Here is a 24,250-nt window from a genome sequence, read left to right as displayed (position 1 = left end):
CGCGGCCAGGCTTGCGAGAATCGCGGTGCAACGTGCCTTGCGAAGCTGCGAAGAATGCCAGATCGGGGTCAAACCATGTCCTTGTTTACATGCGCTTGTTGGCGCCGAAGGGCATAACGTTTCCTGAACGCCGTAGTGCGGCAAGACCGGTGGGTGCTTGTGTCCGCCCTGCCAAGGGGCTAGCCGCGCTTGCTGAACGCATAGCAGCAAAGAGTGAACAGGGAGCGACCAGCAATGTCCGCCGACATCATCGCCGAAATCGAACAGGCCTGGGAAAACCGCGGAGAGGTAACGCCCGCCAGCGGCGACGTGCGCGGTCCCGTCGAACAGGCCCTGGCCATGCTCGACGCGGGAGAAGCGCGGGTGGCGCAGCCCGACGGGGAAGGTGGCTGGCAGGTCAACCAGTGGCTGAAGAAGGCCGTCCTCCTGTCCTTCCGCCTTAACGAGAACCGCGTGATCAAGGGCGGATCCGCCGGGGCCGACGGCTATGACAAGGTGCCCAGCAAGTTCGCCGGCTGGGGTGAGAACCGCTTCGCCGAAGCCGGTTTTCGCGTGGTGCCGGGCGCAATCGTGCGGCGCGGCAGCTTCATCGGACGCAACACGGTGCTGATGCCCAGCTTCGTCAACATCGGCGCCTATGTCGATGAAGGCACGATGGTGGATACCTGGGCAACAGTGGGATCCTGCGCCCAGATCGGCAAGAACGTGCACATTTCCGGCGGTGCGGGCATCGGCGGCGTGCTGGAGCCGTTGCAGGCCGATCCCGTCATCATCGGCGATGGTGCCTTCATCGGCGCCCGCGCGGAGGTGGCCGAAGGCGTGCGCGTGGGCGAAGGCGCAGTTCTTTCAATGGGCGTCTACCTCGGCGCTTCGACCAAGATCGTGAACCGCGAAACCGGTGAAATCCATCGCGGCGAAGTGCCGCCCTACGCGGTGGTGGTGCCCGGCAGCCTGCCCGGCAAGCCACTGGCCGACGGTTCGCCGGGCCCCGCCCTCTACTGCGCGGTGATCGTGAAGACGGTCGATGCGCAGACCCGCGCGAAAACCGGAATCAACGAGCTGTTGCGCGATTGATTTGCCGATACCCGCTTTGGTCTGTAACTTCCGAAAACGGGGAACGGAGAGGACCGGTATCCGTATTCGGAACTGGGTCTCAATAACGACGGAAGGCATTTGAAATGACCGAAGAAAAGGACGAAAGCATCCATATCGAGGATGACGACGCCACCGCCGCCTCCAAGGAAGGCGTGGTGCGCTGGGTGCTGCTTATCAGCCTGCTTGCAGCCATCCTGATCCTGTCCGTCATCTGGATCGCCGGGGCGCTCTTTTCGGCCGGCTGAGCCCGTTTCGGCGGCCCCGGCCGCATAACGGGGAACTTCCCCAAGCCTGCGCGGGTTCGACAATTGCGATCAACGCAAGGAACCCGAAGATGAGCAAGTCCAACAGTTTCCAGACCGGCCAGTACGTCAAATGGGACTGGGGCAACGGCACCGCCCGTGGCCAGATCGAGGAACGCTTCGAACGTGAAGTGAAGCGCACCCTTCAGGGCAGCGAAATCACCCGCAAGGGCGATGCCGACAACCCTGCCTATCTCGTCAAACAAGAGGACGGCGACCAGGCGCTCAAGCTTGGCTCCGAGCTGGAGGCGCAGGACTGATGCCCGCCAAGTCGAAAGCCCAGCAGAAGGCCGCCGGCGCGGCCCTTTCCGCCAAGCGCGGCGAAACCAAGGTTTCCGACCTGCAAGGCGCGTCCAAGCAAATGTACGAATCGATGTCGGAAGACGAACTGGAAGACTTCGCCTCTACCGACCGTGAAGGATTGCCCGACAAGGTCGACAGTGACGACTGAACGCGCGCGTCTTGATCGTTTCGTGCGGGCGCAGGCAGGCGTTTACGGCACAGCGCTGGAAGAACTGCGCGCGGGGCAAAAGCGCACACACTGGATGTGGTACATATTCCCGCAGGTTCTCGGCCTGGGGCTGAGCGCCAATGCCCGCGCCTATGCCATCTTCGGGCGCGAGGAAGCGCATGCCTATCTCGAACACGAGCTGCTCGGCCCGCGGCTGCTGGAATGCACGCAAGCCATGCTCGATCACGCCGGCGAACGCACCCCGCTCGAAATCCTCGGCCCTATCGACGCGCTGAAATTCCGCAGTTCCATGACCCTGTTCGAAGCCGTGGCCGAAGAGCCCGAGCCATTCGCAAAGGCGCTTGATGCGATGTGCGGCGGGCAGCGCGACAAGGCCACACTGGAAAAGCTCGGGTGAGCCGGGCAGAGTGCCCAGCATGAGCAGCGCAAGCGAACTGATCGACATGCTGTCGCTCGAACAGCATCCCGAGGGCGGCTGGTATCGGGAAACCTGGCGGGCAGAGGCACCGGCAGGCGAGCGCGGCAGCGCGACGGCAATCCACTTCCTGCTCGAAGCCGGACAGCACTCGCACTGGCACAAGGTCGATGCGACGGAAATCTGGCTGTGGCATTCCGGCAATCCGCTGAAGCTCTCGCTCGCCGATCCGACCGGTGTGGACACGGCGGAAATACGTCTCGGACCCGACCTTGCCGCCGGCGACCGCGTGCAGCAGGTGGTCCGGCCAGGGGAGTGGCAGGCTGCCGAAACCCTTGAAGGCGAATACGACTACGCCCTGGTTTCCTGCGTCGTCTCGCCCGCGTTCGAATTCTCCGGCTTCACCCTTGCACCTCTGGGTTGGCAGCCGGGCGACCCGCTTCCGTGATCCGCGGCGTTCTCACCTATCTGCTCGCGGCGTTCTATGCCTATGCGGGATACCGGCATCTGGCAGGACCGGACCCGTTCCTGCGCATCACGCCGGACTGGGTTCCCTTTCCCGAAAGCGTGATAATGCTGACCGGCGCGGCCGAGATCGTGGGCGCGATCGCCCTTGCCCAGCCCTGGTCGCGAGAAATTCGGAAGGCGGGCGGCATCGGCCTTGCGCTCTATGCGCTTTGCGTATGGCCCGCGAACGTCAATCACATGCTGATGGACATGGCCAGCGAGGACGGTGGCTGGGGCCTGGCCTACCACGTGCCGAGGATGCTGGCTCAGCCGGTCATCATCTGGCTGGCCCTGTGGTGCGGACGGGTGACGGACTGGCCTTTCCGGCGTCGAGCCGCCACCCAGCGCTAGGGCGACTGCATCGACAGGCCTCGGTCGAGGTCTAGTCGGCATCCTCCCCGGCCTGCATGCGCTGCATGTAGGCAACAAGCGAGTCCACCTGATGGGGCTCCAGGTGCACGCCCATCTCGACCGGATAGTTGTGCGCGTCGTTCAACCAGTTCGCCAGTTCATCATGTGCCATGCCCGGCCGGTTGATCACCTCACGGAAGGCCGGTGCACCCTCGTCGGGCGATTGCCCCACCAGCGACACGGCGTGACAGCTGCTGCAGGAATCGCGCGCGATGAGCATGCCCATCGAGGCATTGCCCTCGTAGGGGGCTGGGTCTGGCGCGGTGGTGCAGGCGGCAAGCAACAGCAGCGATGCCGCCCCCGGCGCCCACTTCGCACATCTCCGGAAAATACCCTGACTCATCACGGCCATGCCGATTGCTCCAAGCTCGTCTGTGACGTCTTCCTGCGGGGAAGCGGTCCCCGGATCGGCAAGGCCTGCGCCTCAGTCTTCCTTGCCGGCCACGCCGTAGTTGATCTGCGCGTTGCGCGTCTTCTGGAATTCCGGGACGCTCATGCCCTTCATCGCGGCGTAGATGTCGATGTTCCCGATGCCGGTGACGGCACCCAGCTTCTCCAGCATGAAGAAGATCACGCCGTAGTGGATCATGCCGATCCAGTCGCGTTCGCGGACCAGGCGCTTTTCGTGGTGGGTCAGCCCGGCCTCCTCCATCGTCGCTTCCTCGTCGGTGCGGAACTTGCCGCGCACGGTCGGGTCGGTCAGCGAATGGAGGAAATGATTGAGGCGGAAGCCCTTCACGCTGCGCTCGATGGTGAAGGGATAGGTACCCTCCATGTCCTCCGCCCCCTGATAGTCCCAGTTGGCGCGCTCGCGCGTCTTCTCCGGATCCTCGACGGGCGCGTCCTTGGTCTTTTCCTCGAAGATCATCGTGGCGATCGGACACATGGAGGGGAGGAAATAGGTCTTGTGCGTGGCTTCCACGTCGGCGGACAGCGCCCCGCGCATCATCAGCCACATGACCACCTCGGCCCCTTCCCAGCCGCCCAGTTCGGCAAGCTTGGCGATGGGATAGTCGAGCAGCGCCTCGGGATCCTTTTCCAGCATGTCCATGAACTGGTGATCCCATTCGGGATTGTTGAAGCCGCAGCCCTCGCCATGGACCTGGTGCGATAGGCCGCCGGTGCCGGCAATGGCCACCTTGATATCCTTGGGATACGACAGGATCGCCTGGCGCAGGCTCTTGCCGAACTTGTAGAAACGGCGCGCGCTGGGCAGCGGCACGGTGAGCACCCCGCACACCACCGGCAGCAGCTTGCAGGCCCAGCCGTCCTCGTCGTAGTCGACCATGACGGATAGGGGCGAGAAGGCGCCGTGATCGAGGCCCTTGCCCTGGAAATAGCTGAGGTCGAACTCGTTCGCGACCATCACCTTGGCAACGTGCTGGGCGAATTCGGGGTCGCCCTTGATGGCCGGGATGTCGCGCGGGCCGCCGCCCTCGTCCGCCGCCTTGAATTCCTCGCCCACGCCCAGCGCGAAATGGCTGTAGTGCTCGAAGAACGAGGTCATGTGGTCGTTGTAGATATAGACCAGCACGTCGGGCTTCTTCTCGCGAAACCACTCCTGCACCGGCTCGTAACCTTCGAAGATCGGCTTCCATACCGGATCGTCGAATTTCTTCGCATCCTTCGCGAAGGCGATGGTGGGGGTGTGCGATGTGGCAACGCCACCGACGATCTGGGCCATGTGAAACAACCTTTCCTCTCGAGCGGACTAACAGCCCGCCTGCTGTTCTTCCCTAGAGAATGACATGTGAGGTGGCTTTGCGGCAAGTCAATAATCCGCAAATGCGAAACGTTCGGATATCTGAAATCGAAATATCCTCTGGTGGCCCCTGATGCGCCAAGCAAAACGGGCGCGCAGCTTTCGCCGCGCGCCCGCCTTTTCTTCCGGAAAACCCGGTGGTCTCGTCAGCTCATGTGCTTGGAGACGGCACCGGTCATCTTGAACATGGAGATCTGATCGTTGCCGATCACCGCGCCCAGCTTGGCGTCGGGGTTGATCATCCGCTTGTCCTTGGAATCCTGCAGGTTGTTAGCCTTGATATGATCCCAAACCTTCTTGGTCACCTCGGCGCGGGTCATCGGACCCTTGCCGACCACCGCTTCCAGGTCCGACGAGAGGTTCACCGGCTTGTTCAGCGCGTTGTTCTTGGCAGCCATTTCCTTGGTATCCTTTCACTCAAAAATAGCCGAAGGTGCCTAGCACCCTTCGGCAAGCTTAGTCTTCATCGGTCAAGTCGTAATCCCCGCCTTCTTCGCGGGCGTATGTTCCGGTCAGCACCGCCACGCCCAGCACGTGGCCCTTCATCGCCTCGACAATTTCGTCCCGCTCGGCACCGGGCATCTGCACCAGGGGCAGATCCAGTGCGAACAGCTGGAAGACGTAGTCGTGCGCTTCGTGGCCCGTAGGCGGATCGGGCAGCAGCCACTCGGAATTGCCGAAGGAATTCTTGCCCACGCGCGGCGGGACTTCCCCTTCGAGAAGCTGCCCCTTCTGGCCGGGGAGACCCCAGACCAGCCAGTGACAGAACGGCTGCGGCGCGGGCGCATCGGGGTCCTCCACCACCAGCACCAGTTCCTGCGTGCCCGGAGGCGGCGCGGACCATTCGAGGGGCGGCGCGACGGCGTCCTCCTCGTCGGCGGTAAAGCACGGGTCGAGCGCCTGCCCATCCTGGAAGGCGGCGGACTTCAGCGCGAAGCCCGATTTGCCGATCATGCCCTCCTCGCCCAGCTTTGCCACCGTCAGCTTGCCATGGCCCGCGCGGACGTTGCGAAGGGCCTTGCCAAGCCAGGCGGGTACGTGTTCGAGCATCGGGAATTCCTCAGGTCAGTGCGAAGCCGTGGGCGCGATGTGCAGAAAGCGCGGGCGCTTTTCAAGGGCGGTGCGCGAACTGCGTGGGAAAGTTGCACGATTGCAGGCTCCTACCGCGCTTCCCGAGCTTCGGCTTGCCAGAACCGCACGGGCGGGTTAGCTCTTTCACTTCAACGGGCATCGCCACCAATCGTCTAATTTTCCGGGACATTTTCATGCGTACGTCGAAGATCGCGCTTTCCCTTGCCTGCCTTGGAATGGCGGTTTCTTGCGGCGGCGGGGGTGGCACGCCCACGCCATCGCCGGTGGCGACCTCGCCCGGCCCCACGCCATCGCCGACCTCGACGACGGCAAGCTGCTCGCTGGAGACGCGACAGGAATTCGCGGCTGACGTGCTGGACGAATGGTATCTCTTCCCCTCGCTGCTGGCGACGGGCGTGAACCCCGACGATTACAGCACGGTACAGGGCTACATCGATGCCCTGGTCGCTCCTGCCCGCGCACAGAACAAGGATCGGTTCTTCAGCTACATCACCTCGATCGAGGCCGAAAACGCCTTCTTCAACAGCGGCGCCAGCGCCGGCTTCGGCTTTCGCCTGAGCTACGATCTGGCCAATCGCCGCGTGTTCGTGGCGGAGACCTTCGACGATACGCCCGCCCTTGGCGCGAATATCGAACGCGGCACCGAACTGCTGGGCATCGGCACAACTTCGTCGAACATCCAGACGGTCAACAGCCTGATGGCTACCGGCGGACCCGAGGCGGTGATCAATGCCCTCGGCCCGCCCGATCCGGGCGTCAGCCGGGTGTTGCGGATCGTGGATGCCAGCGGTGTCCAGCGCGAGGTCAGTATCGCGAAGAGCGAATACGAACTCGATCCCGTGCCGCGCTACGGGGCGCAGATCATCAACGATGGCGGCAAGCGGGTGGGCTATGTCCGCCTGACCAACTTCATCGATCCCGCCATCGACGACCTGCGCGATGCCTTCGCCGATTTCCGCGCCAACGGGGTGACGGAGCTGGTGATCGACCTGCGATACAACGGCGGCGGCGGCATCAACGTGAACGAGTTCTTCGGCGACATGATGGCCCGCAATCTCGACGGACAGATCTTCGAGACGATTGCCTTCCGCGACAGCAAGAACCAGTTCGACGAAACCTATCGCTTCGACGCGCGCTCGCAGTCCATCGCGCCCACCCGCATCGCCTTCATCACCACGTCCGGCAGCGCCTCTGCCAGCGAGGCGCTGATCAACGGCATGCAGCCCTATATCCAGGACGACATGGCCCTGATCGGCGAGAACACCTTCGGCAAGCCGGTGGGGCAATCCGCCTTCGACCTGCCGGAATGCGACGATCGCCTGCGCATCCTGACCTTCAAGCTGGAGAACGCCAACGGCAACGGCGAATACTTCGACGGCCTGGCCACGACCGTACCCAACAGCTGCCGGGCGGTCGACGACCTGACGGCCGACTTCGGCGATCCGAACGAGGACATGCTGGCGACGGCGCTGGATTTCCTTGCCGGGCGCAGCTGCACGCCGATTGCGGGCGGTCCGGCGACCACCCAGTCCGTGGGCGGACGCGAGCTGTTGCAGCCCGATCGCCCCAGCACGGTGATCGAGCACGAGGCACCGGGCGTCTACTAGGCGGGCGGCTCGCCCTCCAGCCATGCGCAGCCCTGTCGCTGCTCTGTGCCGAGTTGCAAGGTCGCGACGTACGGATAGGTCCGGTCGCTCATGCCGTCCGAACACTCGGCAGGCGTGATCGCCAGGTCGAGCGGCTGGCCGTCCAGCTCTCCGCTGAACGAAAGACCGCCCCGCCCGGCAAAGCGCGTGACCGCCCCTCGCGTGCCGTCCATGTTCTCCGGCGTCGTGTAGGTCAGCGTGCCGCCTTCTATCGTTGCGCCCCAGAACGGTTCCGTCCCCGTCAGCCGTATGACGGCATCTTCCGCGATCCCGGAATAGGCCTGCTCGTCTTCGCTATTGCCCGGAACGTTCTGTGCGCCCTCCGAACTGCAGGCAGCCAGCAGCAGGGCACAGCCGAGGCTGACGATCATGGTGCGCATCGGATTCTCCATCTTGTTGTCCTTCGGGCGGCCCCCTTGCTGGCCGGAACGCAATCCCGGTGCAAGGCGTTGACACGGCAAGAAATGTTAAAATCCGGAGAACTCCGATGAGAATTTCGCCCTGGTTGGTGGGTGCGTTCGCGATAACCCCGATAGTCGGCGCTCTCGCCGGCCAGCATATGAGCGCCGAACCGCTTTCGACCGCAACCGATGTCACCGCCTCCCTGCCCGATCGTCCGTACGCGACGGGGAATGCCGCCCCGCGCACGAACCCGCGCCTGCCCGATCACTACGCGATGGAAACCCCGGAAGGCGTCGTGGAGGTGCATGAACTCGCCATGCGTGGCCGGTTCCGCGATCGGTACGATGCCCTCGACCGCTATCAGGCGCATACGGAGGAGAACCTCACTTACCTGGAGGCGCGCTGGAACGATGGCGCGCTGGATGAACGCGCTGCCCGCGCCGTGGAGCCTGGCTACTACTACCGGCAGGACACCACCGTTCGCTATGACGACCGCGAGATCGCCCACTATGCCGCGAGTGAACAGGCCCGGACCGGCGAATCCGCCGAGGCCGTGGCGGCGGGTGAGTTCGAGCCGGGAGCCGCCCAGACGGGACCGGTGGAAGTCGCCGTTCCGGAACCGCGCAGGGGCCAGCCCAAGGTCGTCGACGTGCGCCGCGAACTGGCCCTGCGCCAGTAACGGCCGGCCCGGCATAGGGTCAGGCCGCCAGGCCTAGCAGCAGCGTCGCCCCGCCCAGCCCCAGCGAAAGCGGAAAGCGCAGCGACAGCCACCAGGACGGCCTGATCGTCACCAGCCTGGTGTCGACCAGCGCGCTCAGCACGATTGCCACCCCCAATACGACCAGCGACGGGCCCGGCCACTCATAGCCGAAGACCCACGGCACGTAGGTTCCAAGGGCGAGCAGGCTCGGCATGACGGCGGCCAGCCAGAGCCAGTCGGGCGCCCTGCGACCTTCGTCCGGAGAGCCCGACGCGAGTCCCCACCAGAGCCCACCGAGGAAACTGAGAATCAGGGCAGCATATGCCCAGCCGATTGCCAGCGCGCTCCAGCGCCATTCGGGCGGGCCGAACCAGGCTGCGCCGAGGCAGGCGATCTGCGGCAGCAATCCGGCGTAGCCGAGAAAGCGCGCGGGCTGGGGCGTCGATTTCATGGTGCCATTCTACACACTTACGGGGTCAATCGTAAGAACGAGAAAAAGGGCGAGCCCGTCAAGGCCCGCCCTTTTCGCGTCTCGGTGGTGATTGCCGGGTTACGGCATCAGCACGGTGTCGATCACGTGGATCACACCGTTCGAGGCATCGACATCCGTCGCGGTGACGGTGGCCGTATTGCCCTGGGCGTCAGTAAGCACGACGTTGCCGCCTTCAAGCATCGCCGTCAGCGTGCCGCCGTTCACGGTCTCGATGGTGTAGCCACCTTCGCCGGCGCTCTCGATCGCGGACGTCAGGTCAGCCGCCATCACTTCGCTGGGCACGACGTGGTAGGTGAGGATGTTGCCGAGCTGCTCGGTGTCTTCGGTCGTCAGCGTCTCGACCGTGCCTTCGGGCAGGGCGTCGAAAGCGGCGTTGGTCGGCGCGAAGACGGTGTAGGGGCCTGCGCCCGAAAGCGTCTCGCCCAGTTCAGCCGCCGTCACGGCGCTGACGAGCGTGGAGAAGTCGGGGTTGCCCTGCGCGACTTCCACGATCGTGCCGGGCGTGGTCGCCTCAGCGTTGGCCATTTCATCGGCCATCATGGTGTCGTCTTCCATCGCCGTGTCTTCGGCGGGTTCGCCGCATGCGGCCAAGGCTAGGGCGGCGGCGGAAGCGGTGAGGAAATGGAGGGTCTTCATTCTGGAGTTCCTTGCTCTGCTGATGACCGGACGGCGTGCCGCGACGCGGCCCAACGGACCCGGTCGTTCACCGCTGAAATGGACTGCCATACCGTGTTGTTCCGGACCTGCCCGAAAGCACGTATCCGCGTTCGAGAGCCGAAATTCGCGCTTTATTCCTCGATCACCCGTCCCAGAACGCGCACGGGACACCGATCGAAGTCCCCCGGAGTGAACGAGGGCACGAGCAGGTTTTCCAGGTTGCCGGTGCATACGCTGGTCGAACTGCGGGTATCCAGGGCAATGCGCTGGCTGAAATCCAGTTCCGGGCAGGTGCCCATCGTTTCCAGAAGCCAGCGTTCGTTCACGCCGGTGTCGATGTAGATCCGTTCGTTGCCGGGCGATGCCTCCGGTGCATTCGAATATCCGTTGACCTCGCGCGTGAAGAAACAGGCGCGGCTCGTGTCGAGATTGGCGAGAACGGCATCGTATTCATCCGGCCCGGCGCGCTCGACTGGTGCGCAGGCGGCAAGCGCAAGGGCCACGGCGACGGCGGAACCGCATTGGTATCGTTTCATGGCTTCTCTCTCCTCCATTGTCTTTCCCAACCAGGTAGCCGGGACCGGGGTTCCGACAGCATCCTGCCGCATTCCGCACACGCCCTGCACCAAACCGCTGGAAACGGTCCCGGCAGAGGCGCAGGCCGGGTGTCACAGCGAATGCAACGGACCGGGTTACCCAACCCAACCACGGTCCTCGAGCCCGCCGGACAGCGGGTAACGCCAGGCATGGCGGTCGATCGCACCAGCAGCCCGAGATGGCACTGGTGCGATCCTCGTTTGGGCCGCTTGTTTCCCGTTCGCGATTGGCGCAAACTCCACGCGATGCCTCGGCAATACACCTCCTTCGCCGCCTTCTGGCCTTACTACCTGCGCGAACACTCGCGGCCCCGCACGCGCGCCCTGCACTATGTCGGCACGACGCTGGTAGTCGCCGTGGCGCTGTTCGCGGTGGTTACAGGCCGCTGGCTGTGGCTGCTCGCGATGCCGGTGGCGGGCTATTTCTTCGCCTGGCTCGCCCACTTCACGGTAGAGAAGAACCGCCCGGCCACCTTCACCTATCCGCTGTGGAGCCTGGCGGCCGATTTCCGCATGTGGTGGATGTGGCTGACAGGGCGACTGGGACCGGAGCTGGACCGCGCCGGTGTGGGCAAGCGCGACTAGCGCCTCCTACGTCTCGATCAGGACGATATCCCAGCTGTACCGGTGATCGCCCAGCGCAGAGGCGATGGACGCTGGACCGGCGGTGCCGAGCGCGTTCAGCAGGTCGTCGCGCGCGTTCATTTCCTCTTCCTCGGGGAAGTACATCTGCACGATCTTGCGCGAATCCACGCCGGTCACGTCCATGTGGATGTGCGGCGTGCGCCAGCCGATGGGGCTGTCGTAGCTACCCGGCTTCACCGTGGTGAGATGCCAGCTGCCATCGCCGCCGGTCGCGATCCGGCCGAAGCCCTGGAAGTTGGGATCGAGCGGCATGACCGCGGGATCCTGCGGATGCGCGTAGCGGCCGTGCGCGTTCGCCTGCCAGATATCCAGTTGCGCCCCGGCAATGGGATTGCCGCGCGCATCCAGCACCCGGCCCACCACCTCGATGATCTGACCGGCAGCCCGCTCCGCATGGCCGGCAAGGCGGGTGAAATCGGCGTCGGTTTCCCCGCGATAGCTGCTGGGATAGAACGGGCCGATGGGCGATCCCGGGGTTGCGGCGAGCTGTGCGAGGGCCGGTCTGGCAATGGCTGCGCTGGCCAGCGCCCCGGCGGTGAACGCGCGCCGCGATATGCGTGAGGACTGAGTCATGCTGTCGCATCTCCGCAGGAGAGCGCGACCCGTGACCGGGAAGTTACGCCCCTTCGCGGGCGAAGTCCATTCACCCCTGCCCCAGCACGGCGTCCGCCAGCCTGGTGTCGAGGTATTCGCGCACCTCCACGATCTTCCCTTCCGCCAGGCGGAAGACGAAGCAGTATTCGTTGGCGTAGACCTTGCCGTCCACCGTCTCGGCGTGCCCCCTGGCCAGCACGACGACGTGATCGCCATCGGCCAGAACCAGTTCGGGGATGTTCCTGTAGGGCCCTGCGAAGCGGGCGAACAGCGGGCCCATCAGGTCGCGCTCCACGTTCGCGAGGCCGCTGACTTCCTTCGACCAGTTGCTGGTGCCCATCACCCGCCAGGTGATGCTTTCATCGAACAGCGGCAGGAAGGCGCTGGGATCGCCGTGTTCCAGCTTCGCGAAGGCCTCCGTAAGCAACGCACGGTTGCTTACGGTGGTGTCGCTCATCCCCTGCACCTTCATGCCTGTTCCCCCTGCTGGCCGGTATCGCCCGCCAGTCGGCGGTGCTCGTCCACGCTGCGGCGCATCTCGCGCGCCTGCAAGTGCAGCGCCTGGTTCGAAAGGCGTATCTCGCGGCTCTGCTGGAAGAAGCCCAGCACCAGCCACAGAAAGGCAAGCGGACTGGACACGCCGCCCAGGAAATCGCCCAGTTCATTGAGACGAAGGTCCGCCGGGTTCTGCCCCTGCACGGCAAGGTAGATCACCAGTCCCACGAGGTAGATCGCGGTGAGCACGAGGCCGATCAGCGGCAGCCGTCGGCGTTCGCGCTTGTCGTTCAGAATATGGGGGGCGTCAGTCATGCCGCTGGCCTTTTCCGCTGGATCCGGCGGCAAGGTAGCGCACTGGGGGAAAGGCGCAAATCCTTCGCGAGAGGCGGATCGGAAGCGCTAATATGGAACACTTGGAACAGTGTCCTGAAACAGAATTCCTGCGCCGCCCGGAAAGGCCGGCTTTCGGTCTCTTGCGAGGGTGGGGAGCATCGCGCGGGCATGCCTGCCAGCCCGGCAGGCTGCGCGCCAAGTAGGAAAGAGCTCTAGTCCCCGGACGAGCTTCCGGACTCTTCCTCGGCCCTCTCGGCTTCCTCGACTCTCTCGGCTTCGTCGGCCTCGTCGCGCTGGCGACGGACTTCCCTCGCCTTGGCGCGTTCGATCTCCACCATGCGCGCCTGTTCGGCCAGGCCGCGCCAGGTTTTCTCCGCCTCCAGATAGCGCTCGCGCACGTTTTCCAGTTCGGCGCCGTCGGCGTCGGCCGCTGCCTCGTCGGCGCGATCCTTGTAGAATTGATAACCCTGGGCCATCCGTCTGCCTCGTTGCCTGAAGGTAAAAATCAGGAAGGCGGAACCACCTGGCCCGAGGCCAGGCAATTCCGCCTTCCTGTCCGCCCACCCGTCCGTGGGCGGAATCACTCGCGATGAATGATCAGTCGGCGGCCGAGAGGTTCACGGCGCTTTCCTTGCCGTTGCGGCCCTGCTCGACGTCGTAGTTGAGGCGCTGTTCCTTATCGAGCGTCTGCATGCCGGCGGCCTGCACTGCGCTGATGTGAACGAAGCTGTCGTTGGAGCCGTCGTCGGGCTGGATGAAGCCATAACCCTTGTCGGCGTTGAAGAATTTTACGGTGCCAGTCTTGGCCATGTCATGTTCCTTTCGAGAACGTGTGTGTTGCCCCGCCGCGACATGCGGCGTGGCCGTGCGTATCGTCATCGAAAAGGAAGTCTTAGTCTGGTTAACGCCGGGGCCTGTTACGGGCGAACCCGAGGCAAGCGGCGGTAGGCAAATCTAGAAGTCCGTCGCAATCTATCGACGTTAGCGGGGCCTATGTAGGGCACCCGGAGCCGTTTGGCCAGCTTTTCCGCTGCGAGGCGTCTCAGAGAGGCTGTCTCTCGGCCCAGGAATAGCCCGCCAGGCCGGCGCCGCTGCGGAATTTGCGGATGCGTTCCTCGTAATAACCGACCAGGTCGAAATAGGTCGTGCGGTCGGCCAGCGACTTCGCGCTGCGCTGGTTCATCATCGCGCGCTGGTGGTTGGAAAGGAGTTGGTTGAGATCCATCGTCGGTGTCCTGTTCATGGCAGCGCGCCGGAATTGGCGCGGCTGCGGCTAGGAGGCGGAATGGATGGATGCGGTGCCCTTCTGGCGGGCCATCGACCGTCGATCTCGACTGGTAGCTGGTGTTTTATACACCTAAAACGGTAAAAGGGCAATGAAGCCGTTTCGGATGGGCGCGAATTACGAATTCATGCAAGCAATGCCGCGAAAGGGCGTAGGATGCCCGCGGGGCATTCCGCTCCGATTGGAAAAGACCATGGCCAAGGGCCAGATGAAGAAAAGCCGCGAAAACCGCAAACCCAAGGCGGACAAGGGGCCGAAGCAGAATGCCAGCCAGCCGAGCCTGAAACCCGGCGCGGTCAAGGGGCTGGAGAACATGAAGAACAGCTAGAGGCTCACGCCCCGGCGCGCTAGGGCGGGCAAGATGGACACTACCCGCTCGTCTCAACTGCCTTCCGGCGCCGTGCCTACAATGATCCTGATCGATGCCGATGCCTGCCCGGTGAAGGAGGATATCTACCGCGTCGCCCAGCGCCATGGCGCGCATGTGCGCGTGGTGAGCAACAGCCCCTTCCGCGTGCCTGTCAGCGAACGGGTGAAGCGCGTGACCGTGGGCGACGGCTTTGATGCCGCGGACGACTGGATCGCCGACAACGCCGGACCGCACAGCGTGGTGATCACCGCCGACATCCTGTTGGCCGAACGTTGCCTCAAGGCAGGCGCGCAGGTGCTTGCCCACAACGGCAAGCCCTTCGACACCGCCAGCATCGGCTCGGCGATTGCCACCCGTGCCATCATGGCGGACCTACGCAGCGGCATGGATGGTCCGCTGGGCGCCGCGGGAGGCGGACCGCCACCGTTCAGCAAGGCCGACCGATCCCGCTTCCTGCAGGCGCTGGACCGGGTGCTCGTGGCGATGCGCCGCTAGCGGGCGGCCTAGAGCGCCTTGTCGGGCCGGGCGTCGTGCTTGTGCCTTTCTTCCTTGCCGAAATGGCGTTCCAGCCGCTGGGCGAGCGTGGTTGCCGCCTTGCGCGCGGCATCGTCCACCTTGGCGGCGTGTCCTGTCACGCCAATGGGCTTCCCGCTACGCGGCCGCGCCTCGATGGTGCAGGCCTTGTCGTCCGCCCCGCCCTTGTTCGCGTTCTCGTCGCGCACGTGGATCTCGATGCGGGTGAGCCGATCCTCGAACCGGGCCAGCTTTTCGCGCACCGCCGCCTCGATACGTTCGGCTACGTTCTCGGTGCCCATCACGGAACTGTCGGAATTGAACTGGACCTGCATCGGGGGGTTCCTCTCGGTTGTGATTGTCTGTGCTGCCTTCGAGATGGGGAGGACAGGCGGGCAATCCAATGGCTTTTCCGCCTGCTTCGCCACCCGCATCGCACCTGTCGGCGCGCTGAGGAAGGGCAAGCAATCGCAGCGCGTGAGTCATGAGACGGCCATCGCGCTTGCCGCCAGGCTGGGAATGGACGAGGCGCGCGCCGCCCTCGACCGCATGGCGAAAGGACACCGCCCTCGCCCAGGCGCTGGCGAGGCTGAGCGCAGGGCTCTAGGCCGAAGGAAGGATTGCCCTGCGCAGCTGCGTAGAGCCGCATCGAGAGTCTTGTGCTGCCCATGCGCGCGGACGGAGCATGAGGAACGCCCTGTAGGAAATCCTTCAGGCCGCGCGCAGCTGCGGTGCGGCCTCCGCCATCACTCGCAGGGCGGAGCGCAGGAAGATCAGCGCCATCAGCGAACCGATCACGATATCGGGCCACGGCGAGGCGAGCCACCACACCAGGCCCGCGGCCACCAGCACGCCGCAATTGTTGATGAGGTCGTTGCGCGAACATTCCCAGGTGCTCGCCATGTTCACGTCCTGATGGCGGAAGCGGGTGAGCAGGCGGAAGCACACGAGATTGGCGGCAAGCGCCAGCGTGCCGAACACCAGCATCAGCGTGGAGCTTGGCGGCACGCCGCTCTGTATCTTGAACACCACGTTCACCGCGATTCCCACGCCCAGCGCCAGGATCACCACCCCCTTCAGCATCGCCGCCCCGGCCTTCCACCGGTCCGAGCGCGCAAGAGCATAGAGGCTGACGGCATAGACCACCGCGTCGCCCAGCATGTCGCTGGCATCGGCCATCAGCGCCGCCGACCCGGCAATCACCCCTGCCCCGAACTCGAGCACGAACATCACGGCGTTGATGGCCAGCACGATGACAAGCACGCGCCGCTGCTCCCGCTGGCGGGCGAGTTGTTCGAGCGTGCTCGACTTGGCGGAACAGCAGTCTGCGGACATGGGGGATATGTGGCTTTGGAGTATGGGGAGTGCAAGGTTTCTGCAACTTCAACCCACTATGCAATAACGTAATTCTCGCTAAGAAGCTTTGAGAAACTTTGCTGGGGGCTTTGGGGAAATGCCGTTTAACCTTGCAGATGGCGGTTCGCTGCTCGTTTTTGCCGTCGTGTTCTTTGCTGTAATGGCAATCGGCGCAGCATTTCTCAAAAGCGACAAGCCTAGGCGGAAGTATCGTTCCAAGAGAAGCGGCAGGCCTGATCTGCAAGTTGTCACCCGACGGGGGGAAGACGAGGCACTAGTCACAGCGTCCGAACAACTGCGCAAAGTCATGGCAGCGGAATTCAAACCACGGCCCTTGCTTAACCGGCCAGAGGCGCAGGTGTTCGAAGCACTCGACAAGGCGGTGATTGCACGTAACCCAAAATGGCAGGTGATGGCGCAGGTATCCTTGGGCGAGTTTCTTTCATCACGCGACAAGGGCGCGTTTCTCTCAATCAATTCGAAACGTGTCGACTTCGCCCTCATGGACGAGAAGTGCTGCGTCCGGCATGCGCTGGAGTATCAGGGCACAGGCCACCACCAAGGAAGTGCCGCCGCGCGCGATGCGGTGAAGAAGGAAGCGCTGCGCAAGGCCGGGATCGGCTACCACGAGATTGTCGCAGGCCACACGACGCCAAGCGAACTGCGGGCGCTGGTGGAGAAGCTGGTGCCCGCGAGCAAGTCCGCCGCCTGACGCTGCAGGGCCGATACCTCGCCGGGAACGGGCGTCCTGCCAAGCCATTGCATTGTCACCGAAACCTTTATGCCAAGGAGGTGCGCGATGGCAGAGCAGTGGTCCCAGGATGTGACCGAGAATTCCGATGCGATGGACCTCGAGGACGGCGTATTCACGAAGGACGACCCTCGCGAAGTCGCCAAGTCCCTGAAGCGGTCGGCGGAGCAGAGCGACCGGCGCAAGTCCGATCCCTATCGCTCCGCCATGTCGATGCTGACCTTCTACATCAACCGCGCGGGCGACAACCTCGACAAGGATCAGCGCAAGGTGCTTGAGGACGCGAAGGACGAGCTACGCAAGCTCTACGACCGCGAGCCGAAGGACGACTAGTCTCGGGCCGCTGCGTCACTCAAGCGCGCGACGATCTTGATCTCCACCAGTGCAGCGTCCGGTAGCAGGCGGTCGACATCTATTGCGGTCCACGCGGGGAACGGCTCCGGCACGTAGCGGTGCTTTACCTCGGCGAACAGGTCGATCTGAGCCGGCAGATCGGTGTGAAACGTGGTCAGGTCGACGACGTCGTCCCAGCTCGATCCGGCGCGGGCGAGCACGTCGCCGATATAGTCGAAGGCGCGCACGTAGGCTTCTTCCTCGCTAACCCCACCCGCCGTGCCGGCGACAACGCCGGAAAGGTAGACCGTGTCCCCATGCACCACGGCTTCGGAAAAGCCGAGCCGTTCGAAGACAGCACGCACACTCTCGTCTTCCGGCATGAGGACGGTCTGCGCTTCCTGCGCCGCGGCGGGCGCCGCGATGCAGGCAAGCGCAGCGGCGAGAAGGAGGGCGCGCATCACGCTTTCGTCCCCTCCGACGGCACATACAAGTCCCCGCCCTCGTTATACCGGCGGCTCATTTCCTCCATGCCTTCCTCGGCGTTGGCTTTCGCCTCGTCCGGGGTTTCGGCGGCGACGTTTTCGGTCGCCAGGTAGCTGTCGGAGTTCTGCTTCGCGGCGAATTCGCGCACTTCCTGGCTGATCTTCATCGAGCAGAACTTCGGTCCGCACATGGAGCAGAAGTGCGCCGTCTTGGCGCCCTCCGCGGGCAGGGTCTGGTCGTGGTATTGCTCGGCGGTGTCCGGGTCGAGCGAGAGGTTGAACTGGTCGCGCCAGCGGAATTCGAAGCGGGCTTTCGACAGCGCGTCGTCGCGCACCTTGGCTGCGGGATGGCCCTTGGCGAGATCCGCCGCGTGGGCGGCCAGCTTGTAGGTGACGACGCCGACCTTCACGTCATCCCGGTCGGGCAGGCCCAGGTGCTCCTTGGGCGTGACGTAGCAGAGCATCGCCGTGCCGTACCAGCCGATCTGTGCAGCGCCGATGCCGCTGGTGATGTGGTCGTAGCCGGGCGCGATGTCGGTGACGAGCGGCCCGAGCGTGTAGAACGGGGCTTCGCCGCAGGCTTCCAGCTGCTTGTCCATGTTTTCCTTGATCTTGTGCATGGGCACGTGGCCCGGCCCCTCGATCATCACCTGCACGTCCTGCTCCCAGGCGCGCTTGGTGAGTTCGCCCAGCGTGTAGAGCTCGGCGAACTGCGCCTCGTCGTTGGCGTCGGCAATGGAGCCGGGGCGCAGGCCGTCGCCCAGCGAATAGGCGACGTCGTAGGCCTTCATGATCTCGGTGATCTCGTCGAAGCGCTCGTAGAGGAAGCTCTCCTTGTGATGCGCCAGGCACCATTTCGCCATGATGGAGCCGCCGCGCGACACGATGCCGGTCACGCGCTTGGCCGCCATCGGCACGTAGGGCAGGCGCACGCCCGCGTGGATGGTGAAATAGTCGACGCCCTGCTCGGCCTGTTCGATCAGCGTGTCGCGGAAGACTTCCCAGGTCAGGTCCTCGGCCACGCCGCCGACCTTTTCCAGCGCCTGGTAGATGGGCACGGTGCCGATCGGCACGGGGCTGTTGCGGATGATCCATTCGCGGGTGTCGTGGATGTTGCGGCCGGTGGAGAGGTCCATGACGGTGTCCGCGCCCCAGCGGATCGACCAGACCATCTTGTCCACCTCGCTCGCCACGTCGGATGCCACAGCGGAGTTGCCGATGTTGGCGTTGATCTTCACCAGGAAGTTGCGCCCGATGGCCATCGGCTCGGCCTCGGGGTGGTTGACGTTGCTGGGGATGATGGCGCGGCCGCGCGCCACCTCGTCGCGCACGAATTCGGGCGTGACGTAGTCGGGGATTTCCGCGCCCCACGACTGGCCGCCATCGCGGTCCACTTCCTTCAGCGCGGCGCGGCCCAGGTTCTCGCGCTCCGCCACGTATTCCATTTCGGGCGTGATGATGCCCTGCCGGGCGTAGTGCATCTGCGACAGGTTCTTGCCCGGCTTCGCGCGGTAGACCGTCTTCGCGACATTGGGGAAGGCCGGCACGCCGCCGCTGCGATCGGGGCCCAGCTGGCCGTTATCCTCGGGCTTCACCTCGCGCCCGGCATATTCCTCGATATCGCCGCGATCGAGCTGCCACTGGCGGCGCAGCAGCGGCAGGCCGGTGGCGATGTCGATCTTCACGGCAGGGTCGGTGTAGGGGCCGGAGGTATCGTAGACCCGCACCGGCGGCTCCCCGCTGCTCGGCTCGAGGTCGATCTCGCGCATGGCGACCTTGATGTCCGGGTTGCTCCTGGCCTCGACATGCACCTTGCGGCTGCCGCGGATGGGGCCGGTGGTCACGCCGATTTCGAGGGGGGAATTGATGTCGGCCATGAAAAAGTCCTCTTTTCCGGGCGGATGGGGACTTCGGGCGCGGTAAGCAGCCCTTCCCTCCGCCCGTGCTAACGGGTTCAGGTTCAACGGGTCGGGCGCTGCTTACACGCCCCTCTCAGCCACAGCAGGCTCCCCGGGGATGACAAGCGGTCTACGCGTGTGCAGCCCCGATGTCGAGCGCGACACGGCGGACTGTTTCTGCTATGCGCGGGGTCGGGACGTGGGGGCGAGAGGAGAAGAGTCCATGCGCCTGAAATTGAACCCTGCCGGCCTTGCCGCCGCCGCGATGACCGCCATCGTGCTTCCCGCCGCTGCGCTGGCCCACCACGGATGGGGGTGGACGCAGGACGAGGAAAGCCGGCTCGAGGGCGAGATCGTCACCATCAGCTTCGGCAACCCGCACATGCACCTGCAGGTCGAGCGCGACCGGGGCGGTTTCGGCGGGTCGGAGATCTGGGAAGTCGACCTGTCACCGCCCGTCGTGGCCAGCCGTTCGGGCTTCGGCCCCGATCACGCCGGGCCGGGCGATGCCGTCGTGCTGACCGGCCACCGCGCCCGAGACCAGGACGTGCTCGGCTTCAAGGCGGAGAGGATCACCGTGCGCGGCCGCACGTTCGACGTCTATCCGCAGCGCGAGAAGACGCTGGCCGACCGCTAGCCCGCCCCTTCCCCGGTCCGCGCCTCATCGGCTAGGGAGCGCGCGGCCATGACCATGCTCTATCGCCTCGATGCCGATGCCACCGCCATCGGGCGCGCCTTCGGCCTTGGCGTGGGGGACGATCCGTGGACGGGCGGCTACGTTTCGCCGGGCAGCTTTGCGCCGGTCATCACCGCAGGGCGAGAGTTCATTGCCGGACCCGGCCAGCCGGGCCAGCCGCGACGGCTGGTTCCGCGCCTGTGGGGCGTACCGCCGCCGCCCTCGGCCCATGATGCCGCGCGGCCCGTTCTCAGCGTGCGCAACACCGACAGCTCGTTCTGGATCGGCAACCTGCGAAACCCGGAATTCCGCTGCCTGGTGCCTGCCACGGCCTTCATGGAATGGGGCCAGCGCCATGCCGACGGCAAGCGCCGCCAGCACCGTTTCGCCTGCGCCGACCAGCCGCTGTTCGCCATGGCCGGGGTGTGGAAGGACAGCGAGGTGCCCGGCTTCGCCCTGATGACCTGTCCCGCCAACGCCGCGCTGAAACGCATCGGCAGGGACACCATGCCCGTCGTCCTGCCGCCGGAGCCGCGAATGCACGACCTGTGGCTGCGCGGCGGATGGGACCGGGCCAGCGCGCTGCTGCAGCCCTATTCCTCGTCCCTCATGCGCGAGCCCGGCGGGTAAGGGCGGGCTACAACCGCAGCAGGGCGACGCAGACCAGCACCAGGCCCAGCGCCGCCGAGAACAGTGCCCAGACGCGGTTGACCGCGCCCATCATCGAACTGGCGAGATGCAGGAAGGGGCGCCCGAAGCCCAGGATCACCACGCCTTCCACCACCATGCCGCCGCCAATCACGGTGACGACGACGGACAGCCAGTCCGCCGGGTTCCACGGGTTGACGAGGTAGATCGTCGCACCCAGCGCCAGCACCACGATGCCGGTGAGGAAACGCAGCGCCTCGTTTGTCTCGAACCCGTCCAGCATCGCTGCCCAGCTGCCCGGCCCACGCAATTCGCCCACTGCCGCGCCCAGGGCGTAGAACCCCATGAACAGCGCGATCCATGCGGAAATGTCCTGTCCCTCTGCCATGTTGCCTCCTCCTTCCGATCTCCAGGCGGGAGGAATAGCACTTCGCGGCGACGAAAGCAGGGGCGAATGCCCACGCTTTCGTCAGGCGGGTTCCGTCTCCCGATCCTGCATGGCGGGGACGAGGGCCAGCGCGAGGAACAGCGCGGCAGCCGTGCCCGCTCCCCCGGCGATGAAGGTGAGGTCGGCGTCCAGCCCGATGGCAAGCGCGTTGGCGACCATCGCGGCAATCCCCGTCAGCGCGCACACCGCGCCCACGATGCGCGTGGCCCCTTGCGCATCGCGCCAGAGGATCGCCCCGGCGGCAAGCGCGGCGATGCCTATCGCCACCTTGCCCGCGAAATAGAGCAGGAAGGCCATGGCCAGCACGGCGGAGAAGACGGGTGCCAGCGCTTCGCCCGCCTGCCCCAGCGGTTCGAACATCACCAGCCCCATGCCCGCCTGGATGGTGTTGAGCAGTCCGCCCGCCGCCAGCGCGCCACCGATCAGCGGGCGCGCGGGCAGCAGGGCCAGCCCGGCGATGGCCAGGACGAGGAAAGCGAGCACTTCCACCGACCAGATCAGCTGTCGGTTCGGCTCCAGCCCCAGGTTGCCCAGAGTGACGTAGATGATCTGCGTGGCAACCGTCGCGGTAATGGCGATGGCGGCGACGCGTGCGAACTCGATGGGGGAAAGGGTCATGCGCATTACCTTGTCAGTGGCGGCTGTTCCTCACTTCGTCTCGTTTCCACCTTCGGTTACGGATGGCTGTTGCCGGAAGCCCGGTCGAACCCGCACGACCAAAGGCGACATTTGCCACCAGTTTTTCAGGCGCTATGACGGCGCCAGACCATCAGCTCACCAGAGGAATCGCCTTACCAATGACCCTCCTACGCTCCGCCCTGCTTGCCACCGCCCTAGCCCTGCCCGCCAGTCCCCTGCTGGCGCGCGACATGACGCCGCAGGACGTGGCACGCATCGAATACACCGGCACCGTGGCCGTCTCGCAGGACGGCAGTTCCGTCGCCTACACCCGCGTCCACTATCCCGATGTCACCATCGGTGAAGAGAACGGCAGCGCCGACCAGCAGCTGTTCCTGGCCGACGGCGCGTTGGACACGCGCGCCTATCTGCCGGAGGACATGAGCGTGTCCTCCATCGGCTTCACGCCCGACGGCAGCATGATCACCTTCCTGTGGACCGACGAGGACGACGACCGCGCCCTGTGGGGCATCCCGGTGAACGGCGGTGCCTATCGCAAGATCGCCGGCGTCGAGGATTCCTCGGTCAGCGACTACGCATTCTCGCCCGACGGCAGCCAGGTCTACCTGCTCGCCTCGGCCGCGCCCGATACCGAGCGCGACGACGAGGCCGAGGACGGTTTCAACGCGGTCGTCTATGAAGAGGAATTCCGCTTCAACCGCATGTTCGTGGCCAATGTGGGCGGCACGGAAATCGATCCCGAGCCGGTGGAGATCGACGTGCCCGGCTACGTCAGCAGCTTCGACCTCGCCCCCAACGGCCAGACGGCCATGATCGTGACCGCGCCGACGCCGCTGGTCGACGATTCGCTTACCTCGCAGCGGGTCAACCTGCTCGACCTCGCCTCCGGCGCGCTCACCGTGGTCGAAACGCCGGGCAAGCTGGGCGACGTGGAATTCTCGCCCGATTCCACGCAGCTCTCGATGGTCGCAGGCGTGGACGAGAACGATCCGGCGGCCACGACGCTGCACCTGGTCGACGTGAGCACCGGCGCATATCGGGCGCTGAACGAAGGCGCGGCAGAAGCCGTGATGGATACCGAATGGATGGCCGACGGCCGCCTGGCCGCAGTGGTGCACGTGGGCGTGCAGAGCGTGCTTCGCTTCTATTCCGACCAGGGCACCGAGATGCAGGAATACGATCCGGGCGCGCTGATCCTCACCAGCCTGGAACAGGGCGGCAACCGCCTGATGGTGGAGGCCAATTCGCCGACCCACCCGAACGAGCTGTTCGCCTTCAACGGCGGCGAGTTCACCCGCTGGACCGACCTCAATCCGTGGCTGACCGAAATCGATTTCGGCGAGCAGCGCGCCTACACCTACACCGCCACCGACGGGCAGCAGATCGAAGGCGTGCTGGTCTTGCCGGTGGACGGCGTTCCTGCGGGCGGCGCGCCCACGATCTTCGACGTGCACGGCGGGCCGGAAGCGCATGAAAGCAACGGCTGGGTAACCGCATACGGCGGTCCGGGCCAGGTCGCGGCAGGTGCCGGCTATGCCGTGTTCCTGCCCAACTACCGTGGCTCCACCGCCTATGGCACCGCCTTTTCAAAGGCCCATTCCGGCAACTACACCGATCCCGAATTCCGCGATCTGGTGGATGCCAAGTATGCGCTGGTGGCGGATGGCATCGCCGATGCGGACCGGGTGGGCATCACGGGCGGATCGTATGGCGGCTACGCCACGGCCTGGTCTTCCACCTACAACTCGGAGGAATTCGCAGCCGGCGTGATGTTCGTGGGTATCTCGAACCAGATCAGCAAGGTGGGCACGGGCGACATTCCCAACGAGATGTACCTGGTCCACGCGCTCCAGTGGCCCTGGGAGGACTGGCAGCACTTCCTTGAGGTCAGCCCGATCTACTACACCGACCGCGCCGATACGCCGCTGCTGATCATGGGCGGCACCGCCGATACCCGCGTGGATCCGGGCCAGAGTCTGGAGCTGTATCGCTACATCCGCCTGCGCCGTCCCGACACGCCGCTGCGGCTGGTGCGCTATCCGGGCGAGGGCCACGGCAATTCGATGGCCGCCGCGCGGTACGACTACAACCTGCGGATGATGCGCTGGTTCGACACCTACCTGATGACGGGCGACCGTGACGCGGAACTTCCGCCGAGCCGCCCGGACCTGATGATCGAGGAAGATTGACGGACTGGTCCTGCGCTCCGGCAATGGCCGGAGCGCGGG

At 65.0% G+C, this 24,250-nt stretch carries 37 protein-coding genes and 1 riboswitch; of the genes, 17 read left to right on the top strand and 20 right to left on the bottom strand.

Annotated features, from left to right (window positions below; translation table 11 throughout):
* Nucleotides 1–234 precede the first annotated feature (234 nt).
* The 7 genes from dapD to AAA989_RS10375 all read left to right on the top strand — a co-directional run bounded on the left by dapD (nucleotide 235) and on the right by AAA989_RS10375 (nucleotide 3,142).
* On the top strand, nucleotides 235–1,074 hold the full coding sequence (dapD, locus tag AAA989_RS10405; protein ID WP_338243291.1) for a 2,3,4,5-tetrahydropyridine-2,6-dicarboxylate N-succinyltransferase: 840 nt from the start codon (nucleotides 235–237) through the stop codon (nucleotides 1,072–1,074).
* Nucleotides 1,075–1,178: 104 nt separating this feature from the next.
* Entirely contained in the window at nucleotides 1,179–1,340 is a 162-nt protein-coding gene (locus AAA989_RS10400; RefSeq protein ID WP_338243290.1) for a hypothetical protein, read from the top strand.
* Nucleotides 1,341–1,429: 89 nt separating this feature from the next.
* Nucleotides 1,430–1,657 (top strand): hypervirulence associated TUDOR domain-containing protein, encoded by a 228-nt coding sequence (locus AAA989_RS10395; RefSeq protein WP_338243288.1) that lies wholly within the window; start codon nucleotides 1,430–1,432, stop codon nucleotides 1,655–1,657.
* Nucleotides 1,657–1,848, top strand: coding sequence for a DUF3008 family protein (locus AAA989_RS10390; protein ID WP_338243286.1), 192 nt, complete (start codon nucleotides 1,657–1,659; stop codon nucleotides 1,846–1,848). Before AAA989_RS10395 ends, AAA989_RS10390 begins: the two co-directional genes overlap by 1 nt.
* The gene (locus AAA989_RS10385) at nucleotides 1,838–2,266 is read left to right on the top strand and encodes a DUF1810 domain-containing protein (RefSeq protein ID WP_338243285.1); all 429 of its coding nucleotides are present in this window, start codon (nucleotides 1,838–1,840) and stop codon (nucleotides 2,264–2,266) included. Before AAA989_RS10390 ends, AAA989_RS10385 begins: the two co-directional genes overlap by 11 nt.
* A gap of 19 nt (nucleotides 2,267–2,285) precedes the next feature.
* Nucleotides 2,286–2,732 carry a cupin domain-containing protein gene (locus AAA989_RS10380; protein ID WP_338243283.1) on the top strand — a complete coding sequence of 149 codons (447 nt, stop codon included), beginning with the start codon at nucleotides 2,286–2,288 and terminating at the stop codon, nucleotides 2,730–2,732.
* Nucleotides 2,729–3,142, top strand: coding sequence for a DoxX family protein (locus tag AAA989_RS10375; protein ID WP_338243281.1), 414 nt, complete (start codon nucleotides 2,729–2,731; stop codon nucleotides 3,140–3,142). Before AAA989_RS10380 ends, AAA989_RS10375 begins: the two co-directional genes overlap by 4 nt.
* 31 nt (nucleotides 3,143–3,173) lie before the next feature.
* Here AAA989_RS10375 and AAA989_RS10370 read toward each other — a convergent pair whose 3' ends face one another.
* The 4 genes from AAA989_RS10370 to AAA989_RS10355 all read right to left on the bottom strand — a co-directional run bounded on the left by AAA989_RS10370 (nucleotide 3,174) and on the right by AAA989_RS10355 (nucleotide 6,014).
* Nucleotides 3,174–3,545 (bottom strand): cytochrome c, encoded by a 372-nt coding sequence (locus AAA989_RS10370; RefSeq protein WP_338243279.1) that lies wholly within the window; start codon nucleotides 3,543–3,545, stop codon nucleotides 3,174–3,176.
* 81 nt (nucleotides 3,546–3,626) lie between these two features.
* Nucleotides 3,627–4,886, bottom strand: a complete 1,260-nt coding sequence (locus AAA989_RS10365) for a gallate dioxygenase (protein WP_338243276.1) — start codon at nucleotides 4,884–4,886, stop codon at nucleotides 3,627–3,629.
* Nucleotides 4,887–5,110: 224 nt separating this feature from the next.
* Entirely contained in the window at nucleotides 5,111–5,362 is a 252-nt protein-coding gene (locus AAA989_RS10360; RefSeq protein WP_119586923.1) for an SWIB/MDM2 domain-containing protein, read from the bottom strand.
* Between the two features lie 58 nt (nucleotides 5,363–5,420).
* Nucleotides 5,421–6,014, bottom strand: a complete 594-nt coding sequence (locus AAA989_RS10355) for a YbhB/YbcL family Raf kinase inhibitor-like protein (protein WP_338243271.1) — start codon at nucleotides 6,012–6,014, stop codon at nucleotides 5,421–5,423.
* Nucleotides 6,015–6,229: 215 nt separating this feature from the next.
* Here AAA989_RS10355 and AAA989_RS10350 point away from each other — a divergent pair, with 215 nt between their 5' ends.
* Entirely contained in the window at nucleotides 6,230–7,663 is a 1,434-nt protein-coding gene (locus AAA989_RS10350) for a S41 family peptidase (protein WP_338243269.1), read from the top strand.
* Here the strand turns inward: AAA989_RS10350 and AAA989_RS10345 are convergent.
* On the bottom strand, nucleotides 7,660–8,094 hold the full coding sequence (locus tag AAA989_RS10345; RefSeq protein WP_338243267.1) for a COG3650 family protein: 435 nt from the start codon (nucleotides 8,092–8,094) through the stop codon (nucleotides 7,660–7,662). The two genes, AAA989_RS10350 and AAA989_RS10345, sit on opposite strands and share 4 nt — an antisense overlap.
* Before the next feature lie 167 nt (nucleotides 8,095–8,261).
* Here AAA989_RS10345 and AAA989_RS10340 point away from each other — a divergent pair, with 167 nt between their 5' ends.
* Complete coding sequence (locus AAA989_RS10340) at nucleotides 8,262–8,783, top strand: hypothetical protein (protein WP_338243265.1); 522 nt, start codon at nucleotides 8,262–8,264, stop codon at nucleotides 8,781–8,783.
* Between the two features lie 19 nt (nucleotides 8,784–8,802).
* On the opposite strand, the gene AAA989_RS10335 is transcribed toward AAA989_RS10340, so the two are convergent.
* From AAA989_RS10335 to AAA989_RS10325, 3 genes are all read right to left on the bottom strand, one after another.
* Nucleotides 8,803–9,255, bottom strand: a complete 453-nt coding sequence (locus AAA989_RS10335) for a DUF3429 domain-containing protein (RefSeq protein ID WP_338243263.1) — start codon at nucleotides 9,253–9,255, stop codon at nucleotides 8,803–8,805.
* 99 nt (nucleotides 9,256–9,354) lie between these two features.
* Nucleotides 9,355–9,933 (bottom strand): fasciclin domain-containing protein, encoded by a 579-nt coding sequence (locus tag AAA989_RS10330; protein ID WP_338243261.1) that lies wholly within the window; start codon nucleotides 9,931–9,933, stop codon nucleotides 9,355–9,357.
* Between the two features lie 152 nt (nucleotides 9,934–10,085).
* A complete protein-coding gene (locus AAA989_RS10325; protein ID WP_338243260.1) occupies nucleotides 10,086–10,490 on the bottom strand; it encodes a DUF6491 family protein in 405 nt (134 codons plus the stop codon).
* A 306-nt stretch (nucleotides 10,491–10,796) separates the two neighbouring features.
* Between AAA989_RS10325 and AAA989_RS10320 the strand changes: the two genes are divergently transcribed.
* Nucleotides 10,797–11,135, top strand: a complete 339-nt coding sequence (locus AAA989_RS10320; protein WP_338243258.1) for an Mpo1-like protein — start codon at nucleotides 10,797–10,799, stop codon at nucleotides 11,133–11,135.
* A 6-nt stretch (nucleotides 11,136–11,141) separates the two neighbouring features.
* Here the strand turns inward: AAA989_RS10320 and AAA989_RS10315 are convergent, their stop codons facing one another.
* From AAA989_RS10315 to AAA989_RS10290, 6 genes are all read right to left on the bottom strand, one after another.
* Complete coding sequence (locus AAA989_RS10315) at nucleotides 11,142–11,768, bottom strand: dioxygenase family protein (RefSeq protein WP_338243256.1); 627 nt, start codon at nucleotides 11,766–11,768, stop codon at nucleotides 11,142–11,144.
* 70 nt (nucleotides 11,769–11,838) lie between these two features.
* Nucleotides 11,839–12,246, bottom strand: coding sequence for a nuclear transport factor 2 family protein (locus tag AAA989_RS10310; protein ID WP_338243254.1), 408 nt, complete (start codon nucleotides 12,244–12,246; stop codon nucleotides 11,839–11,841).
* 11 nt (nucleotides 12,247–12,257) lie between these two features.
* The gene (locus AAA989_RS10305) at nucleotides 12,258–12,599 is read right to left on the bottom strand and encodes a hypothetical protein (protein WP_338243252.1); all 342 of its coding nucleotides are present in this window, start codon (nucleotides 12,597–12,599) and stop codon (nucleotides 12,258–12,260) included.
* Between the two features lie 233 nt (nucleotides 12,600–12,832).
* A complete protein-coding gene (locus tag AAA989_RS10300; protein WP_338243251.1) occupies nucleotides 12,833–13,096 on the bottom strand; it encodes a hypothetical protein in 264 nt (87 codons plus the stop codon).
* Nucleotides 13,097–13,217: 121 nt separating this feature from the next.
* Complete coding sequence (locus AAA989_RS10295; protein ID WP_338243249.1) at nucleotides 13,218–13,430, bottom strand: cold-shock protein; 213 nt, start codon at nucleotides 13,428–13,430, stop codon at nucleotides 13,218–13,220.
* A gap of 232 nt (nucleotides 13,431–13,662) precedes the next feature.
* Nucleotides 13,663–13,863 (bottom strand): hypothetical protein, encoded by a 201-nt coding sequence (locus AAA989_RS10290; protein ID WP_338243247.1) that lies wholly within the window; start codon nucleotides 13,861–13,863, stop codon nucleotides 13,663–13,665.
* Between the two features lie 235 nt (nucleotides 13,864–14,098).
* Here AAA989_RS10290 and AAA989_RS10285 point away from each other — a divergent pair, with 235 nt between their 5' ends.
* Nucleotides 14,099–14,233 carry a hypothetical protein gene (locus tag AAA989_RS10285; RefSeq protein ID WP_338243244.1) on the top strand — a complete coding sequence of 45 codons (135 nt, stop codon included), beginning with the start codon at nucleotides 14,099–14,101 and terminating at the stop codon, nucleotides 14,231–14,233.
* Between the two features lie 81 nt (nucleotides 14,234–14,314).
* Nucleotides 14,315–14,770, top strand: a complete 456-nt coding sequence (locus AAA989_RS10280; RefSeq protein ID WP_338245504.1) for a YaiI/YqxD family protein — start codon at nucleotides 14,315–14,317, stop codon at nucleotides 14,768–14,770.
* A gap of 8 nt (nucleotides 14,771–14,778) precedes the next feature.
* Here AAA989_RS10280 and AAA989_RS10275 read toward each other — a convergent pair whose 3' ends face one another.
* A complete protein-coding gene (locus AAA989_RS10275; RefSeq protein WP_338243242.1) occupies nucleotides 14,779–15,123 on the bottom strand; it encodes an HPF/RaiA family ribosome-associated protein in 345 nt (114 codons plus the stop codon).
* Between the two features lie 376 nt (nucleotides 15,124–15,499).
* On the bottom strand, nucleotides 15,500–16,123 hold the full coding sequence (locus AAA989_RS10270) for a cation efflux transmembrane domain-containing protein (RefSeq protein WP_338243240.1): 624 nt from the start codon (nucleotides 16,121–16,123) through the stop codon (nucleotides 15,500–15,502).
* Nucleotides 16,124–16,241: 118 nt separating this feature from the next.
* Between AAA989_RS10270 and AAA989_RS10265 the strand changes: the two genes are divergently transcribed.
* Nucleotides 16,242–16,856, top strand: coding sequence for a DUF2726 domain-containing protein (locus AAA989_RS10265; RefSeq protein WP_338243238.1), 615 nt, complete (start codon nucleotides 16,242–16,244; stop codon nucleotides 16,854–16,856).
* A gap of 87 nt (nucleotides 16,857–16,943) precedes the next feature.
* Nucleotides 16,944–17,228, top strand: a complete 285-nt coding sequence (locus tag AAA989_RS10260) for a DUF3175 domain-containing protein (protein ID WP_338243237.1) — start codon at nucleotides 16,944–16,946, stop codon at nucleotides 17,226–17,228.
* Here the strand turns inward: AAA989_RS10260 and AAA989_RS10255 are convergent.
* Nucleotides 17,225–17,689 carry a RidA family protein gene (locus AAA989_RS10255; protein WP_338245501.1) on the bottom strand — a complete coding sequence of 155 codons (465 nt, stop codon included), beginning with the start codon at nucleotides 17,687–17,689 and terminating at the stop codon, nucleotides 17,225–17,227. The genes AAA989_RS10260 and AAA989_RS10255 overlap by 4 nt on opposite strands.
* Nucleotides 17,689–19,590, bottom strand: coding sequence for a phosphomethylpyrimidine synthase ThiC (gene thiC / locus AAA989_RS10250; protein WP_338243235.1), 1,902 nt, complete (start codon nucleotides 19,588–19,590; stop codon nucleotides 17,689–17,691). The genes AAA989_RS10255 and thiC overlap by 1 nt, the downstream gene beginning before the upstream one ends.
* Nucleotides 19,591–19,626: 36 nt before the next feature.
* Nucleotides 19,627–19,736, bottom strand: a riboswitch (TPP riboswitch).
* A 98-nt stretch (nucleotides 19,737–19,834) separates the two neighbouring features.
* Here thiC and AAA989_RS10245 point away from each other — a divergent pair.
* Nucleotides 19,835–20,248, top strand: a complete 414-nt coding sequence (locus AAA989_RS10245; RefSeq protein ID WP_338243233.1) for a DUF6152 family protein — start codon at nucleotides 19,835–19,837, stop codon at nucleotides 20,246–20,248.
* Nucleotides 20,249–20,296: 48 nt separating this feature from the next.
* The gene (locus AAA989_RS10240) at nucleotides 20,297–20,917 is read left to right on the top strand and encodes an SOS response-associated peptidase family protein (protein ID WP_338243232.1); all 621 of its coding nucleotides are present in this window, start codon (nucleotides 20,297–20,299) and stop codon (nucleotides 20,915–20,917) included.
* 7 nt (nucleotides 20,918–20,924) lie between these two features.
* On the opposite strand, the gene AAA989_RS10235 is transcribed toward AAA989_RS10240, so the two are convergent.
* On the bottom strand, nucleotides 20,925–21,323 hold the full coding sequence (locus AAA989_RS10235) for a hypothetical protein (RefSeq protein ID WP_338243230.1): 399 nt from the start codon (nucleotides 21,321–21,323) through the stop codon (nucleotides 20,925–20,927).
* Between the two features lie 81 nt (nucleotides 21,324–21,404).
* A complete protein-coding gene (locus tag AAA989_RS10230; RefSeq protein ID WP_338243228.1) occupies nucleotides 21,405–22,001 on the bottom strand; it encodes a hypothetical protein in 597 nt (198 codons plus the stop codon).
* A 179-nt stretch (nucleotides 22,002–22,180) separates the two neighbouring features.
* Between AAA989_RS10230 and AAA989_RS10225 the strand changes: the two genes are divergently transcribed.
* Complete coding sequence (locus AAA989_RS10225; protein ID WP_338243226.1) at nucleotides 22,181–24,211, top strand: prolyl oligopeptidase family serine peptidase; 2,031 nt, start codon at nucleotides 22,181–22,183, stop codon at nucleotides 24,209–24,211.
* Nucleotides 24,212–24,250 lie beyond the last annotated feature (39 nt).

Source organism: Aurantiacibacter hainanensis (assembly GCF_036321025.1).
In the GTDB taxonomy this organism is placed as follows: domain Bacteria; phylum Pseudomonadota; class Alphaproteobacteria; order Sphingomonadales; family Sphingomonadaceae; genus Alteraurantiacibacter; species Alteraurantiacibacter hainanensis.
The sequence above is the reverse complement of the archived record's forward strand: the minus strand, read 5'-3'. Positions and strand labels throughout refer to the sequence as shown.

Bases quoted from the DNA above. Each gene is read 5' to 3' on its own strand.
- AAA989_RS10225 (WP_338243226.1), top strand. From the start codon at position 22,181: ATGACCCTCCTACGCTCCGCCCTGCTTGCCACCGCCCTAGCCCTGCCC.
- AAA989_RS10270 (WP_338243240.1), bottom strand. From the start codon at position 16,123: ATGTCCGCAGACTGCTGTTCCGCCAAGTCGAGCACGCTCGAACAACTC.
- AAA989_RS10255 (WP_338245501.1), bottom strand. From the start codon at position 17,689: ATGCGCGCCCTCCTTCTCGCCGCTGCGCTTGCCTGCATCGCGGCGCCC.
- AAA989_RS10310 (WP_338243254.1), bottom strand. From the start codon at position 12,246: ATGAGCGACACCACCGTAAGCAACCGTGCGTTGCTTACGGAGGCCTTC.
- AAA989_RS10280 (WP_338245504.1), top strand. From the start codon at position 14,315: ATGATCCTGATCGATGCCGATGCCTGCCCGGTGAAGGAGGATATCTAC.
- AAA989_RS10335 (WP_338243263.1), bottom strand. From the start codon at position 9,255: ATGAAATCGACGCCCCAGCCCGCGCGCTTTCTCGGCTACGCCGGATTG.
- AAA989_RS10340 (WP_338243265.1), top strand. From the start codon at position 8,262: ATGAGCGCCGAACCGCTTTCGACCGCAACCGATGTCACCGCCTCCCTG.
- AAA989_RS10400 (WP_338243290.1), top strand. From the start codon at position 1,179: ATGACCGAAGAAAAGGACGAAAGCATCCATATCGAGGATGACGACGCC.
- AAA989_RS10325 (WP_338243260.1), bottom strand. From the start codon at position 10,490: ATGAAACGATACCAATGCGGTTCCGCCGTCGCCGTGGCCCTTGCGCTT.
- AAA989_RS10295 (WP_338243249.1), bottom strand. From the start codon at position 13,430: ATGGCCAAGACTGGCACCGTAAAATTCTTCAACGCCGACAAGGGTTAT.
- AAA989_RS10320 (WP_338243258.1), top strand. From the start codon at position 10,797: ATGCCTCGGCAATACACCTCCTTCGCCGCCTTCTGGCCTTACTACCTG.
- AAA989_RS10235 (WP_338243230.1), bottom strand. From the start codon at position 21,323: ATGGCAGAGGGACAGGACATTTCCGCATGGATCGCGCTGTTCATGGGG.
- AAA989_RS10245 (WP_338243233.1), top strand. From the start codon at position 19,835: ATGCGCCTGAAATTGAACCCTGCCGGCCTTGCCGCCGCCGCGATGACC.
- AAA989_RS10240 (WP_338243232.1), top strand. From the start codon at position 20,297: ATGACCATGCTCTATCGCCTCGATGCCGATGCCACCGCCATCGGGCGC.
- thiC (WP_338243235.1), bottom strand. From the start codon at position 19,590: ATGGCCGACATCAATTCCCCCCTCGAAATCGGCGTGACCACCGGCCCC.
- AAA989_RS10285 (WP_338243244.1), top strand. From the start codon at position 14,099: ATGGCCAAGGGCCAGATGAAGAAAAGCCGCGAAAACCGCAAACCCAAG.
- AAA989_RS10360 (WP_119586923.1), bottom strand. From the start codon at position 5,362: ATGGCTGCCAAGAACAACGCGCTGAACAAGCCGGTGAACCTCTCGTCG.
- dapD (WP_338243291.1), top strand. From the start codon at position 235: ATGTCCGCCGACATCATCGCCGAAATCGAACAGGCCTGGGAAAACCGC.
- AAA989_RS10300 (WP_338243251.1), bottom strand. From the start codon at position 13,096: ATGGCCCAGGGTTATCAATTCTACAAGGATCGCGCCGACGAGGCAGCG.
- AAA989_RS10395 (WP_338243288.1), top strand. From the start codon at position 1,430: ATGAGCAAGTCCAACAGTTTCCAGACCGGCCAGTACGTCAAATGGGAC.
- AAA989_RS10390 (WP_338243286.1), top strand. From the start codon at position 1,657: ATGCCCGCCAAGTCGAAAGCCCAGCAGAAGGCCGCCGGCGCGGCCCTT.
- AAA989_RS10265 (WP_338243238.1), top strand. From the start codon at position 16,242: ATGCCGTTTAACCTTGCAGATGGCGGTTCGCTGCTCGTTTTTGCCGTC.
- AAA989_RS10355 (WP_338243271.1), bottom strand. From the start codon at position 6,014: ATGCTCGAACACGTACCCGCCTGGCTTGGCAAGGCCCTTCGCAACGTC.
- AAA989_RS10330 (WP_338243261.1), bottom strand. From the start codon at position 9,933: ATGAAGACCCTCCATTTCCTCACCGCTTCCGCCGCCGCCCTAGCCTTG.
- AAA989_RS10380 (WP_338243283.1), top strand. From the start codon at position 2,286: ATGAGCAGCGCAAGCGAACTGATCGACATGCTGTCGCTCGAACAGCAT.
- AAA989_RS10350 (WP_338243269.1), top strand. From the start codon at position 6,230: ATGCGTACGTCGAAGATCGCGCTTTCCCTTGCCTGCCTTGGAATGGCG.
- AAA989_RS10370 (WP_338243279.1), bottom strand. From the start codon at position 3,545: ATGAGTCAGGGTATTTTCCGGAGATGTGCGAAGTGGGCGCCGGGGGCG.
- AAA989_RS10290 (WP_338243247.1), bottom strand. From the start codon at position 13,863: ATGAACAGGACACCGACGATGGATCTCAACCAACTCCTTTCCAACCAC.
- AAA989_RS10275 (WP_338243242.1), bottom strand. From the start codon at position 15,123: ATGCAGGTCCAGTTCAATTCCGACAGTTCCGTGATGGGCACCGAGAAC.
- AAA989_RS10345 (WP_338243267.1), bottom strand. From the start codon at position 8,094: ATGGAGAATCCGATGCGCACCATGATCGTCAGCCTCGGCTGTGCCCTG.
- AAA989_RS10305 (WP_338243252.1), bottom strand. From the start codon at position 12,599: ATGACTGACGCCCCCCATATTCTGAACGACAAGCGCGAACGCCGACGG.
- AAA989_RS10230 (WP_338243228.1), bottom strand. From the start codon at position 22,001: ATGACCCTTTCCCCCATCGAGTTCGCACGCGTCGCCGCCATCGCCATT.
- AAA989_RS10315 (WP_338243256.1), bottom strand. From the start codon at position 11,768: ATGACTCAGTCCTCACGCATATCGCGGCGCGCGTTCACCGCCGGGGCG.
- AAA989_RS10260 (WP_338243237.1), top strand. From the start codon at position 16,944: ATGGCAGAGCAGTGGTCCCAGGATGTGACCGAGAATTCCGATGCGATG.
- AAA989_RS10365 (WP_338243276.1), bottom strand. From the start codon at position 4,886: ATGGCCCAGATCGTCGGTGGCGTTGCCACATCGCACACCCCCACCATC.